The sequence below is a fragment of the Kamptonema animale CS-326 genome (assembly GCF_028330895.1).
Taxonomy (GTDB): Bacteria; Cyanobacteriota; Cyanobacteriia; order Cyanobacteriales; family Microcoleaceae; genus Kamptonema; species Kamptonema formosum.
Map to the genome: position 1 here is coordinate 1 of NZ_JAQMUA010000413.1, position 11,928 is coordinate 11,928.

Annotated in this window: 15 protein-coding genes; 7 read left to right on the forward strand and 8 right to left on the reverse strand. The window is 42.1% G+C overall.

Annotated features, from left to right (window positions below):
- The first annotated feature begins 541 nt into the window (after positions 1-541).
- The 4 genes from PN499_RS24410 to PN499_RS24425 all read left to right on the forward strand — a co-directional run bounded on the left by PN499_RS24410 (position 542) and on the right by PN499_RS24425 (position 2,059).
- The gene (locus PN499_RS24410) at positions 542-736 is read left to right on the forward strand and encodes a hypothetical protein (RefSeq protein ID WP_272035421.1); all 195 of its coding nucleotides are present in this window, start codon (positions 542-544) and stop codon (positions 734-736) included.
- A gap of 15 nt (positions 737-751) precedes the next feature.
- The gene (locus PN499_RS24415; RefSeq protein ID WP_272035423.1) at positions 752-1,186 is read left to right on the forward strand and encodes a hypothetical protein; all 435 of its coding nucleotides are present in this window, start codon (positions 752-754) and stop codon (positions 1,184-1,186) included.
- 2 nt (positions 1,187-1,188) lie between these two features.
- On the forward strand, positions 1,189-1,734 hold the full coding sequence (locus PN499_RS24420) for a hypothetical protein (RefSeq protein WP_272035425.1): 546 nt from the start codon (positions 1,189-1,191) through the stop codon (positions 1,732-1,734).
- Positions 1,735-1,813: 79 nt separating this feature from the next.
- Positions 1,814-2,059 (forward strand): hypothetical protein, encoded by a 246-nt coding sequence (locus PN499_RS24425; RefSeq protein ID WP_272035427.1) that lies wholly within the window; start codon positions 1,814-1,816, stop codon positions 2,057-2,059.
- A gap of 184 nt (positions 2,060-2,243) precedes the next feature.
- Here PN499_RS24425 and PN499_RS24430 read toward each other — a convergent pair whose 3' ends face one another.
- From PN499_RS24430 to PN499_RS24440, 3 genes are all read right to left on the reverse strand, one after another.
- Positions 2,244-2,498 carry a DUF4926 domain-containing protein gene (locus PN499_RS24430; RefSeq protein WP_272035429.1) on the reverse strand — a complete coding sequence of 85 codons (255 nt, stop codon included), beginning with the start codon at positions 2,496-2,498 and terminating at the stop codon, positions 2,244-2,246.
- 10 nt (positions 2,499-2,508) lie between these two features.
- Positions 2,509-2,652 carry a hypothetical protein gene (locus PN499_RS24435; RefSeq protein ID WP_272035431.1) on the reverse strand — a complete coding sequence of 48 codons (144 nt, stop codon included), beginning with the start codon at positions 2,650-2,652 and terminating at the stop codon, positions 2,509-2,511.
- A gap of 93 nt (positions 2,653-2,745) precedes the next feature.
- Positions 2,746-6,267 carry a hypothetical protein gene (locus PN499_RS24440; protein WP_272035433.1) on the reverse strand — a complete coding sequence of 1,174 codons (3,522 nt, stop codon included), beginning with the start codon at positions 6,265-6,267 and terminating at the stop codon, positions 2,746-2,748.
- A gap of 485 nt (positions 6,268-6,752) precedes the next feature.
- On the opposite strand from PN499_RS24440, the gene PN499_RS24445 reads away from it, so the two are divergent.
- Positions 6,753-6,965, forward strand: a complete 213-nt coding sequence (locus tag PN499_RS24445; protein WP_272035435.1) for a hypothetical protein — start codon at positions 6,753-6,755, stop codon at positions 6,963-6,965.
- A 69-nt stretch (positions 6,966-7,034) separates the two neighbouring features.
- Here the strand turns inward: PN499_RS24445 and PN499_RS24450 are convergent, their stop codons facing one another.
- The gene (locus PN499_RS24450; RefSeq protein ID WP_272035437.1) at positions 7,035-7,679 is read right to left on the reverse strand and encodes a siphovirus Gp157 family protein; all 645 of its coding nucleotides are present in this window, start codon (positions 7,677-7,679) and stop codon (positions 7,035-7,037) included.
- On the reverse strand, positions 7,679-7,861 hold the full coding sequence (locus tag PN499_RS24455) for a hypothetical protein (RefSeq protein ID WP_272035440.1): 183 nt from the start codon (positions 7,859-7,861) through the stop codon (positions 7,679-7,681). Before PN499_RS24455 ends, PN499_RS24450 begins: the two co-directional genes overlap by 1 nt.
- Before the next feature lie 65 nt (positions 7,862-7,926).
- Between PN499_RS24455 and PN499_RS24460 the strand changes: the two genes are divergently transcribed.
- Positions 7,927-8,940 carry a hypothetical protein gene (locus tag PN499_RS24460; RefSeq protein WP_272035442.1) on the forward strand — a complete coding sequence of 338 codons (1,014 nt, stop codon included), beginning with the start codon at positions 7,927-7,929 and terminating at the stop codon, positions 8,938-8,940.
- A gap of 68 nt (positions 8,941-9,008) precedes the next feature.
- Positions 9,009-10,055 carry a Fic family protein gene (locus tag PN499_RS24465; protein ID WP_272035444.1) on the forward strand — a complete coding sequence of 349 codons (1,047 nt, stop codon included), beginning with the start codon at positions 9,009-9,011 and terminating at the stop codon, positions 10,053-10,055.
- A 124-nt stretch (positions 10,056-10,179) separates the two neighbouring features.
- Here the strand turns inward: PN499_RS24465 and PN499_RS24470 are convergent, their stop codons facing one another.
- The 3 genes from PN499_RS24470 to PN499_RS24480 all read right to left on the reverse strand — a co-directional run bounded on the left by PN499_RS24470 (position 10,180) and on the right by PN499_RS24480 (position 11,784).
- The gene (locus PN499_RS24470; RefSeq protein ID WP_272035446.1) at positions 10,180-10,512 is read right to left on the reverse strand and encodes a XisI protein; all 333 of its coding nucleotides are present in this window, start codon (positions 10,510-10,512) and stop codon (positions 10,180-10,182) included.
- Positions 10,500-10,916 carry a XisH family protein gene (locus tag PN499_RS24475; protein ID WP_272035448.1) on the reverse strand — a complete coding sequence of 139 codons (417 nt, stop codon included), beginning with the start codon at positions 10,914-10,916 and terminating at the stop codon, positions 10,500-10,502. Before PN499_RS24475 ends, PN499_RS24470 begins: the two co-directional genes overlap by 13 nt.
- Before the next feature lie 589 nt (positions 10,917-11,505).
- Complete coding sequence (locus PN499_RS24480) at positions 11,506-11,784, reverse strand: hypothetical protein (RefSeq protein ID WP_272035450.1); 279 nt, start codon at positions 11,782-11,784, stop codon at positions 11,506-11,508.
- Positions 11,785-11,928 lie beyond the last annotated feature (144 nt).

Sequence of the window (11,928 nt, forward strand, 5' to 3'; positions counted from 1 at the left end):
GTTCTGTATCAGCCGTGATGTATTGGTTTGACTTTTTTTTGTGGGCGTAAGTAACCATTGAATTTCTCCATTTGTAGAGAAAGGGGAATGGGGAGAGGGGGAGTAGGGGAGAGTGGGGGTGAGTGGGAAGGCTTTGCCGTATGCCGTACAGTTAGACAAGCATTTGTAGAAAGTAAGTGTCAAATTCTCTCATTCTCCCCCACTCCCTCTCTCCCCCTCTCCCCTTCCCTTCCACACTCTCCCTTCCTTTTTCAAACCTAAATTATTTCCATGAGTTCTGGCTTCCTGACAACAGGTGTTTTTTACTGGTTCAATTGGATCGATCCAATTGGGGGGGGGAGGGGAAACAGAAGAGAAGGTAGAGAAGCGATCGCATTCTCACTCATGTTAAGGCTCTCAACCCAAAGAAGGTAGAATTATGGGAAAAGCTACTACTGATGCTGCAAGAAACCTTGCCGGTTCTTTCGTACTTACTATTATGCTAAAATATTAGTAAATAGTCGGTATCAAAGTTAATATTGCTCCTACTATCAAGTGTACTATGTCAGAACATTCACCTAACTCCCAATATCTAGCAGTTGCCAAAATTAAGCGTCGTCAGGTACTTCTGGCACAAGACCCTAAGACAGCACAAGAGAATGTCAACCAAATTCTACATCCCTATCTATGGCAAAGAGATTCAAGCCAAGGATGGACAGAAACGCTAGAACAAAATTATGGAACGTCTAACCCCTGAAGATTTACGAGATATTTGGATACGCTTACAAGCATAGTGCAGCGATCGATGCAACCTCATAAGCCTAAGTTTTTATTAACTTTTTTAAGTAACGATCTAACTGCCAATGTGTTAACTATTCTTACCCTAACTGGGACTGTTAAGCTAGGTAGAAAAATTTTATACCCTTTAGGCAAAGCAACAGGCGATCGCGCTACCATTGATAGAAGCCAAGCCATGAGGAGGCAACTCGGCGCAATTGGTTTGGGAGACACTTCAGATACCAGAGCTTATCTGAGCGCTCACTTGTACTGTATCTTCCACGATCGCACCAATATTGCCTCCATTCAAGTTAATGGTCGTATTATCAAAGAATCATTACTGATGGGGCCAATAGGTGCATTAAAAATGAAGACCGTTTGGGATAGTAACAAACTGATTACAATTATCTTATTTGGCAAAGAGTCATAACTATGTTTATCACCTTCGGAAGCAACCAAATCTCTCTTCAATCATTAGCAAATAAAGCCGAACTGGTAAAAATACTCGAAGGCAACCCAGAAAGTTTATTACTAGGAGAAATTGCCGAGCATAACTTAGAGTTTTATTTAGCAAAAGTCCACTTTCAATCTGATGACAGTAAACCTTTCTGCATTGGTATATGCTCTGAAGGGCATGGATTGAAACCCCATGTATTAATCCAGCCAGAGTGGGATATCATCCTATTCGGTTATAACCAGGAAGTAACAGGTGTTAACATTAACACTCGCCAAATAGCTTTTAAAATTCCCTTGAATTCCCTTTTTTATTATTTTTTACACCTCAAAGAGCGGGGCATTATATTGATTGTTCAAGAAGTGGATGTAACTGCTATAACCGAGTCAGGCAAAGAACTCTGGAGGTACGGAAAAGATTTGATTACCCAAACTGCTGTTAAAGGAGAAAAATTATACCTTAATTTTATGGATGAAAGCCCGACTTGTTTAAATATTGTAAGTGGAGAGTTAGTCAGCGCATGACATCTATGGTTAAAGTGGAGGGGCGGGTTTTAGGATAGAATCAAGACTATCCATGTAGTAATTGAGTAATTGAATCACCATGATAGCTGAACTTATGGTACAACCTTCCTACTGGATTGATAGTGATATTTCGATTGAGAAGGTCAGAAATCTTTACTTATTCAAATTTACCGAAAATCTGCAAGCTAGATTAGAAGAACTGGCTGAGGGGAAAAAGGCTAATATTTTAACTTCAGAAGAGGTTGTAGAACTAGCAAGTTTACTAGAACTGGATCGGATTTTTACCTTAATTAACGCTAAAGTTATAGCAGCCTCATGTCCATAAACCGTGCCACTCGAAAATTAGTAAGAAGTAGAGCTAGTTTTCTTTGTGAATATTGCCATTCTGCCGAAGAAAGTAGCTCTACTCTATCGCCCTCTCCCTTCAGAAAGGCGATCGCGTGTATTTTTGTAGCAAGTTTCACAGTTGGGTGGGGCGGGTTATCAAGATTATTGGTGAGTGACAAAATTCATCGCGATCGCGCACCTACAGATTCTACTAATTCATAATGTAAAAGCATTAACATTCTGGTGGGAATCGTTTCCATTGCATAAGTTATGCCATCTTGATGAGAAAATTCTACTTCAAAGGCACTGCCGTCAAATTCCATCACCACTGTTCCTACTTGTCCTTTAGATAATTTAATGATTTCTTTGGTTTCAAAATGGGTTGCTTCTATGTCTTCTGTTAAAGCAACAATATCTAAATCTTTAATTGTTTCCACTGTTTTTGCCTCACTTTTTGGTCGGATAACAATTTGTTAATCTGGGGAAATTTTCACCCTCGCGGACGATCCAAGCTGCTAGATGACCATTGGGCAGTTTCACTGTCTCTTCCAAAGTGAGTTGGACGCGATCGCTCTCTTCGTATCCTAGCATACGTAGTATACTGGCACTCTTACCAAGCGCGATCGCGTCCAACTGACGTTAATCTCGGCTATACCTCTTTCTCCACTCCCCACTCCCCATCATTTAAAGTTCGACAGCAACAGACGAATGGCGTTTAGGACTAGGGTTTTCTAAGATTTCTGCGACAAACTTAGCGCTGTTTTCTTCAGATAATCCTTTGATAATTCGCTCACTTTTCAAGTCAGCCGCAAAAATAATAGCGCCACTTTCATCCTCAACGGTACATTTTTGAGTTGTGCTGTTGACGAATACTGCCCAAGAACCAACTGGAAATTCTCTAGCGCCTGTTTTCTGATAAGCATTGCCAATCGCAGCCTGCATTAATTCCGAAATAGTTGTGGAATCACAAGTTTTTTGTTGAGGTTGAGACTGTTGCTGTTGAGAAGTTTGAGATAGCGATTTCCCCCGTCGAATGTCTTCGCCGAAGCCCTCTATATTGGGTGCAGATTTGCTTTTTACTGACAGGATTTCCACTTCAGCCGCTTCTTCAATTAACCTCACCGATGCCGGCTCGATGTTTAAAATGAGAGCGCTGCTTTTGGGTGAGGATTCAATAGTTGCTTCAAAGGTTGCACCAATAGGCAGTTTAGGAGAATTAGGCGAAAACATGGCTAGTTGACGGTCGTTGAGCTTGACAATTGGGCTGCCATCTCGGTAATTGCCAGTGTCGCTTTTAAAAGCATCGACTTCAAAAGTCAATCTTTTTCCTTTCCACTTCTCGCTGCTAAAATCAACATCTTTGAAATCGTTGTACTTTTGACCAATTAGTTCAACAGTTTCAAACTGAAAAGTCTGCAATTGCTGGCAAATTTCATCGGAGAACAAGTTAAGAACCAATGCAGCTTTAGGGGTTTGGCTGTCTTTAGATTCTACCCAATTGTAGCTGGCAGGCGCTACAATGCGCGAACTGGCAGTTTGGGTTCTACCCAAGCGATCTCGGTAAGTTAAATTGAGAGAGTCAATGTCATTTTCATTGTTGCCAAATTCCTTGTGGAGGACTTCTACCAATTTCTCATTGGGGTCGAGCAAGGCAAAGTTAACCATCGGCAAGCTGGGGTGTAAACTAGCTTCGTATTTAATGCCTTTACTATCTAGCTTTTCCTTCCATTCACCAGCTAAATCAATGGCAATTGGCTGTCGCTTGCTATCCCTTTTAATTTGACCACTTCCATCTCTTACTACTTTTTGAAAAGGAACACTTAAAATGTAAGTATCCTTGGGCAATGCTTCATGTAACCGCTCATAGTCAGATTCAAGGTGGAACTCAATTTTCAGTTGGCGCGACAGTTCAAGACAAGCTTTGCGAGGCACGTCTAAATTGGGATTTGTAGTTTCTACGTGCCACAATGCGCTAGCAGCTAACATCCGCTCTTTGGGGTGAGGAAATGCGTCAGCTACGTCGCTTCTTAAACTCTCATACAATTTGCCAACAGCTTCTCTAATAGCTTTGAGGTCATCGCCTTGTTGCTCATAGATTTCTGCCATCCGTTCTCGATATCGTTCTTTAGTATCTTTGGCCCATGTCACGTAGTATTTCTCCCAATCTTCTCTCTCATCTAAATCTTTAGGAGAGGGGAACAGGTAGCGAAATTCGTCGCGGTGGCGGCTGGTGAGGCGGGTGGGTTCCCACTCAGGATTAACCGCACTGCGAGCGATGCAACTGATAGCAGCGTTGTCTTCTGCGGGCAGTGGTACTGTTTTGTAAAGCCGGGGGTCGTCTTTGAAGTCAAACAAGTAAGAAGGGTATTCGTTCGACCATTCCTTAGCAAGATTTAGCAAATTGGGGTGGTAGTCTTCTGTGCGAGTAGCACTTTTGGGGCTATCCACTTCAATTTGCAGGGCATCAAACAGTTGACCGAGTAGTTTCTGCTTCTTGTGGTTAAATAAGTTTGTAGGTTGTTTTGGTTGGGGTACAGAAGACTGTACTCGTCCAATTAAGGTAGCAACCCAGCCGATTTTGTTGTGTGCGATCGCTACGGCAATTTGCCGCAATTTGGTATACTTACGGTTACCCTCTTCATCAGTAGCTTTGGTGTAATCAATTTTGCTACGCTTGGAAATAGCTTCGTACTCGTTTTCTTGATTAGCGTGTCTGGTTTCAGAGGCAATATTGGGGAGTTTTGAAGCGGGAGTAATCACTAATTGATCTCCATCAAAATCGCACTGGTGGTGCTGCATAGCTTGGTCGGGACGAATGAAGGCGCATCCTTTGTACTGCATTAATTCGGGATGGCTTTTGTTGTCTACTGTGTAGCGGCGGATGTTATCTTTACTGACAATTGGATAGCGAGTAACGATGACTTCTGTGCCGTTTTTCAAGTGGGGGGCAACAATTGTCCCCGGCTGTAAATCTTCGCAGGGTTGAGCCATTGCTGAACCATGATGAATTGCTCCTTTAATTGCTAAGTCTCGCCATTTTTTAGCTAGTTGTTCTTGCATGAAATCGACGACTTTGGGAAAGTCAAGGAGTTGACCGAGTTTGTCGTTTCTCAAAATAGAAATTAGCCGATATTCGTTGCGTTGAGCTTTTTCATCGGTTTCATCTTCTAATCCGTTGTTATCTTCGTGAATGTTAGATTGAAAAGCCACTTTTTTGTCATGTTGCTCTACTAAGTATTTAGCAAGTTGCAACCGATTGTTTTGCAAGTCAGCTAACTTGTGGGCTTCAAGTTTGGTGGGGGTGGCGATGTCAGTCTGAATAGCTGCTTCGGAGTACCAAATCGAAAATTGCCAGGAGTTTTCGTATTCCGTTACTTTGGCATTGCCTCGGTTTCCTAATACCGCTTTGGGAAATTCGTAATCTCCGCAAGGAATCAATTCAGCTAATTGCTCTTTAGCTATTCCTTTGATGGAAGAGCGATCCATAATGATATGATAGCCTAATTTATCAGTTAATTGGTCATCGGGAAGTAGCGTTCCTTTAGCAAGGAAGTTAATTTGGGGAGTCGCGCAATTCTCTTGTTCCCAGTCTGAAAGCCAAGCAAATCGAAATTGAAAAGGGCGGTTGTGAATAGCATCTAATTGTTGGGCTAATGTTGGTGAAATCTTGCCGTGACAGTCTCCGGTTTGATATCGTTGAGCTAAAGCTTTTTCAGAAGGGTCATCACTTTGGGAATCAACAATTTTGACTCGCAATGTTTCACCACTAACAGAGCAGTCTAACAACTGGACTCCTTGAGTGCAACTACTGACTAGCAGGGAGCCGTAGCGACAGGAGTGGTCTGGTTGAGTTGTGAATACGCTTAACAGTTTGGCTGAGAGTTCTTTGTCAGCAAAGTAGACATTCTTGCCAGAACTAAAGGCAACTCTTCTAGCAATACCGTCTCCAAAGTCGATGTTTTTGAGAGGGTCAAGGCTGCTATCATCTGGGTCGGGTTTGACGATGGTTAGTGTTGCTAATTCTTCGGGTTGAAAGAGTAGTTCAAGCATTGAATTTCGGAGGATTTCCGGTTCTATTTGGTAGCGTCCTTTTTCTTTGCCGTTTTCTAAGGACATATCAAAGACAGGGATTTTTAGCCCAACTCCTGCTAAAAGCTCAGTATACTGGCAGGTTGGTTCTAGTGATTGAGAATGCTTTTTGCTCATTATTAGTATCTCCTGAAACCTGAAAAGTTAGTTGTGATGATTGATATCAATTCCGGTTGTATCGGAATGATGGGGAATGGGGAATAGTGGCTAAAATCGAGAGGCCACAAGGCTAAATCTTTTTCTCTGGTCAAAGTGACAAAAGAGGGATGGTTAATCAATGGAAGCGTGAAACCATGAGTTAGAGTAGGTGAATTTATGTCTTTTTGCCCGTACACTCAATTTCTTTTATACAAGTGTGGAGGTGAAAAGACATCCGATGATTGAGGGATAGTTAACCGCTCAATTGGAGGGGAATGGGGGGAGTGGAAGAAGGGAGAAGGGGAGAGGGGGAGAGGATTTGACGAGTTTTTAGCTGGCATTAAAAAATACCAAATTTTAATGCCGTACAGCTTAGGAAGTAAGCGTCAAATTCTCCCCCACTCCCACTCCCATTCCCTATAAATTGAGTTAAAATGAAGCTAACAATGAGGTAGGGTTAAAGAATGCAAGAGAATAAATTTGAATCACAGTCTCCTCAATGCCTTGATAAAATTGAGCTGGGTGATAATTGTTGGCAGGGGTCTAATCCGCCTCAGTCTGATGCCGATAAGCGGCGGTTAAATAGCCACTTATTTGAGCGAGCTATGAGGTGGATTAATACTTTTGGTACGACAGAAGAGGAACTTGATGATTTGAGCTATTGGAGCGAGGTTTAGCTGAGGAAAGGGAAGAAAAAGGCGCAGCGAATGAAATTTCTGTGTCCTCCTAACTTCCCATTTTCCTATCTAAGGGGAGTGGCGCTTTTGGCGTTTTGCTTGGGGTTTAGTGGTCGATACAGCGGCTGGCAACTGGGAGTTTAAATTAGCTGGGTAGGCGTTCAAGTTATTGCCTTTGAGTAAGCTATAAACAACTCGGCGTTTGCGGAAAACTTTAGTTCCGTCTACGGGCAATCCTCGCTTCCAAGCATCTGCTATCGCTTTTTTGTCAGCCGAGATTACGATTTTGGTCTCGGTGTGGCGATAGGGTTCTGGTAGTTGAGAAGCGTCAACTAAAACTTCACAGGTAGGGGGATTTTCTTTCACAGTAATGCGGTGGTGTTTACCGATAATTTCTGAAGTTAACACGCCGCACTCGTTGAAGTAGAGAACGGTTTTGTCTAAGCGTTCTCTCCACCCCTGGAGTTTGTTGATAGCTGTGGAATGCAGTTCTATCAAATACTGCATCCGAGCCTTGATTGCCGCAATTTCGGCATCAATTTGGTCAGCTAAGTCCGCGTGGGTGTCAACAGCAAGTTCTTGGCTTTCTTGGGTTTGCCAAAGGGATTGCAGCAGTTGGTCAATTTCTTCAGGAGTTTCTATTGATTCTAGTTGATGCCAAAGTTGAGCAGCAGCTAGGGAGGTTTGAGCGAGGGATTGAGTAGCAAGATTCATCAATATCCTCCGTTGATGCAGGTATGATAGTAATCATGTCGAGCTTCAATTTGAGTAAGTGCAGCTATTGTTTCTGGGTCAGAGTTAAGAGCAAAATGCCGCTCTTGTTTGTGGTTTTTAATCTTGATAACTGGTGGAGAATCCGTTGTTTTTTGGGAATTTGATGCTTGTGGTTTGGGCATACAGGTCAAAAATATTTTCTGACAAATAGCGCGATAGCGCTCTTAAAAAAAGAGGATTTAAAGAGATGAATTACCCCATAGTTTTTTACCCCAAAATAGTAATGCAGTTCTGCCATCAATATCCTTTGTCAGAGGTAAATTCTAGTGGTGCTACCTCATCCCAAGTTCAAGAAACTCAACAATTCAGGCAACCTGTTGTTTTGCTGACTCCGCCTCAACCGCCTGTAGTTTTACCTGTCAAGTTACTGTGGTTAATTTGGGTGTTTTGGCTGTATGGTGCGATCGCTCTCCCGCTGATTGCTATATCATGGGGTTGGCTATGGTGGGAAATGCTGCTGGTAGTAGCGGCTTATTCATGTTTAATTGCGGCTGCTTATAGTTATGTGTTTGATTGCCGCCAAAAACTATTATCTAGATATAAGCAGCAGGTTTTAGAGTATAAGCAACAAGAGGTATTATCCAAAAAGCAGCCGGAATTTTCTAGTTTTAAGCAGGAAAAAGAAGGGTTGCAGACAGTTTTAAAAAGTCTAAAAGTTGACCTTGATTCCAGAAATAGATTGCTTAAGGATTTGATGTTAATTCGGGTTAGTTATATTGGCAATTCTCAAGCTCGACAAGGGGTGAGTGAAGAACGCTTTTTGCAATACTTGCAGCGGTATTTTAAGGGAGTGGTACAGGCAGCGGAGTTTAAAATTCCGTCATCTCGAAGAAGCTATTCAGCAGATTTTATTGTAATTCACACTCCATCGGGGATAGGAATTGATGTGGAGATTGATGAACCTTATGCAGGTAAATCTAAGCAGCCGACTCACTGTTGTGATACTGAGGGCGATGTCCGCCGCAATCAATTATTCTTAGAGTGGAATTGGATTGTGGTTAGGTTTACTGAGAAGCAGGTAGTACAAGCGCCGTTAAGCTGTTGCAAGTTTATTGCTTTTGTCATTGCTGAAGTAACGGGCGATCTCTTTTCCTATAAGCTGTTAGAATCTGAACCTGATTTGCTTCCGGTTAAACCTTGGACAACAGCAGAAGCTAGAAAAATGGCTAAAACTAATTATCGCCTTAGCTATTTAAGCTGAAGGAAGGGGAAGGGGAAGGGGAAGGGGAAGGGTAGAAAAAGCAGATTACTTAGGAAGGTAAAGTTAATATGCAATCATTTGAAGAAGGTTTAATAGAAAAGCAACCCCTTAACCAACGGTTGCTTCAAACAATTCGCCTAATTGGAGAGTACAAGGGAAAGCAACAGTTATTTAAAGAACAGGCCCCACAAGTTTTAGGCACTTTGCGCCAAGCGGCGGTTATTCAGAGTACCGAATCTTCTAACCGCATTGAAGGTATTACAGTACCGCTGGAACGGATTAAGAAGTTAGTAGCCGAAAAAACAACGCCGCGCGATCGTTCTGAACAAGAAATTGCGGGTTATCGGGATGTGCTAACTACAATTCACACCAGTTATACTCATATTCCTTTTAGTACAGGAGTCATTTTACAACTGCACCGCGACCTTTACCAATTTGCTGTTAATACAGGTGGACGCTGGAAAAGTGTGGATAATGAAATTAGCGCTACTTATCCTGATGGGACTAAATTGGTGAGGTTTCGACCAATTCCAGCTTATGCTACTCCCGCAGCAATGGAACGTTTGCAAGAACGGTTTAATCATCTCTGGGAATCTGGTGAGATAGAACCTTTATTGCTGATTCCAACTTATATTTTGGATTTTTTGTGTATTCATCCATTTTTAGATGGAAATGGGCGGATGGCAAGGTTACTCACTTTGTTGCTGCTATACAAAGCTGGTTATGAGGTGGGGCGATTTATTAGTTTGGAACGGATTGTGGAGAGAACGAAGGAAAGCTATTACGATACGCTTTATCAATCTTCGCAGGGATGGCATGAAAGGCAGCATAATTTATTACCTTGGTGGGAGTATTTTTTGGGGGTTATGCTGCTATCAGCCTATCGAGAATTTGAGCAACGGGTGGGATATGTTACTTCTGCAAAAGGAACTAAAACGGCAATTGTATTGGATGCGATTAACAATTTGCCTCAAGAATTTTCTGTTAGGGAATTGCAGGAACGGTGTCCGACAGTGGGAATTGATTTGATTCGTCGTCTATTACGACGGGAGAGGGATGCTGGACGTTTGCAATGTCAGGGACGAGGGGTTGATGCACGTTGGCGAAAGCAATAGCGGGGAGTGGGAGTGGGAAAAACTTAACAGCCAGTTGTTAAAATTATGCCAACTGATAAAAGAGATTGAATGTTAAAAGAAGTAGCTTTTTTAAAAGCTAAGTATTTCAAAAATTAAACCTGATTTATCCGATGGCAAATTCACTGAATTGTCGCATATTAGGGGGGTCAAAACCTAGTATAATGTCTTGTTTAGGAACTCCTAATTCTACGAGTTCATTGGCAATACCTACCTCGGTTCCATCCTGCTGAATCCAAATTTTATTGTCGATAATATCTAGGTGTAAAACTGGGCCATAAATTCGCTGCTGATTGCGCCAGCCTACATATACTAATTGATAATGATCGTGTTCGGTATCAAAGATAGTTTGAGCCTGAATTCGCTCATCCCAAACCAGACTGGCGTGTTGAGAGAGCAGATTTTGGATGTGCTTCCTGTAAAGGTCTACATTTGCCATTGTGCGATCGCCTCCTCCGCTGTATTATAAATAATTATATGGACTTGATTTTGTTTAAGTAAAGACTGAATAAAGCCCATTGTGAAAAAACTATCGTAGACATTGCTGGGTACTGCCAGGTATAAAATGCGGTCAGATTCTTGTTGTTGCAAAGCTGCTCGATAACTAATAAATTGTCCTAAAGCTGTGTAAAATTCGGAGATTTTGGATGGGCCAATAAAGCTTTTAATTTCAACGGCAATTTTCTGTCCATCTTTTTGGGCTGCAACTACTTTTTCTGCACCTAAGTCAATGTAAAGTTCGAGAGTTCCTGCTTGTAAAGTGTAAGGATCGTGAGTAATCTGCCATCCATCTTTCTGGAGAGCAATTTTAACGACTTCGTGAAAGGCATCTTTAGCAGGCATGGCTGTACTGACTCATTGTGTTTAATATCTTAAATAGTTGTATTTTAAGTATATACGCTATTCATCTAAAAAAGGAAGGGGAAGGGGAAGGGGAAGGGGAAGGGGTAGAAAAAGCTAATTAATTGGGAAGGTAAAGGAACGGAAAAATCCAGGTTATTGCGATTTTCTATTGAACAAATAAAAATTAACGTTTATCAGGACTTACTTCGACTGGGTTTAGCAACAATCTCCTTCTTCTCAAAAGTATAAAGAAGGGAGTAGGAAGTATAGCTAGGGACTAGGGGAAGAAGGGAATAGAATAAGCGAGTTTCGGCAATAAGCGAGTGTCCTAACCGCCTGGGTAGCGGGACTTAGACAAAGTTGGAGGCAAAATCAGGCTCAATCCCTTTCTGGCAAAGCGATTTAGCTTAGAAGGGGTAAACCCGGCTCAAACCCAGTCACAGCCAGAAAAATCATAAATCGACCTCAAACTCTTTGTATGAATGGGTTTAAGCCTGTTTTCCGGCTAACTTTTGTCTAAGTCCCGGTAGTTGCGATAAGCGAAAACTTATCCTTCCTTCCCCTTCCCCTTCCCCCTCCTCTTATTAACCTATTGTCGCCGGAACAATTCTTTCGAGAGTTCAGGCCATCGTTTCAAAGTAGGGTCTTTTTTAGTAACTAATTGTGCTGCTTTCCTAGCTTGTTCTAGTATTGCTTGGTCGTTGACTAAATCTAAAGTAGCAAATTTAGGAAGACCGGTTTGCTGAGTACCCAGAATTTGACCAGGGCCTCGCAATCTCAAATCCATTTCAGCTAAGAAAAAGCCGTCTTGCGAACTCTCCATCACCGTAAGTCGCTCTCTAGAATTGCTAGATTTGGAATCACTCACCAGTAAGTGTAGCGAACTGCAAAAAGCAGAGGTCAAAACTGCAAAAAGGGGATTTTTGAAACCACATTAACTGCCAAAAGTGGGTGTCTCAAAACCACATTCAGTGCAGAAGAAACCACATTACGTGCAAATAAACTGCAAACA

Coding starts and splice junctions, on each gene's coding strand:
- PN499_RS24445 (WP_272035435.1), top strand. CDS start 6,753: ATGCAAGAGAATAAATTTGAATCACAGTCTCCTCAATGCCTTGATAAA.
- PN499_RS24455 (WP_272035440.1), bottom strand. CDS start 7,861: ATGCCCAAACCACAAGCATCAAATTCCCAAAAAACAACGGATTCTCCA.
- PN499_RS24475 (WP_272035448.1), bottom strand. CDS start 10,916: ATGCCTGCTAAAGATGCCTTTCACGAAGTCGTTAAAATTGCTCTCCAG.
- PN499_RS24470 (WP_272035446.1), bottom strand. CDS start 10,512: ATGGCAAATGTAGACCTTTACAGGAAGCACATCCAAAATCTGCTCTCT.
- PN499_RS24435 (WP_272035431.1), bottom strand. CDS start 2,652: ATGCTAGGATACGAAGAGAGCGATCGCGTCCAACTCACTTTGGAAGAG.
- PN499_RS24410 (WP_272035421.1), top strand. CDS start 542: ATGTCAGAACATTCACCTAACTCCCAATATCTAGCAGTTGCCAAAATT.
- PN499_RS24440 (WP_272035433.1), bottom strand. CDS start 6,267: ATGAGCAAAAAGCATTCTCAATCACTAGAACCAACCTGCCAGTATACT.
- PN499_RS24450 (WP_272035437.1), bottom strand. CDS start 7,679: ATGAATCTTGCTACTCAATCCCTCGCTCAAACCTCCCTAGCTGCTGCT.
- PN499_RS24465 (WP_272035444.1), top strand. CDS start 9,009: ATGCAATCATTTGAAGAAGGTTTAATAGAAAAGCAACCCCTTAACCAA.
- PN499_RS24460 (WP_272035442.1), top strand. CDS start 7,927: ATGAATTACCCCATAGTTTTTTACCCCAAAATAGTAATGCAGTTCTGC.
- PN499_RS24425 (WP_272035427.1), top strand. CDS start 1,814: ATGATAGCTGAACTTATGGTACAACCTTCCTACTGGATTGATAGTGAT.
- PN499_RS24420 (WP_272035425.1), top strand. CDS start 1,189: ATGTTTATCACCTTCGGAAGCAACCAAATCTCTCTTCAATCATTAGCA.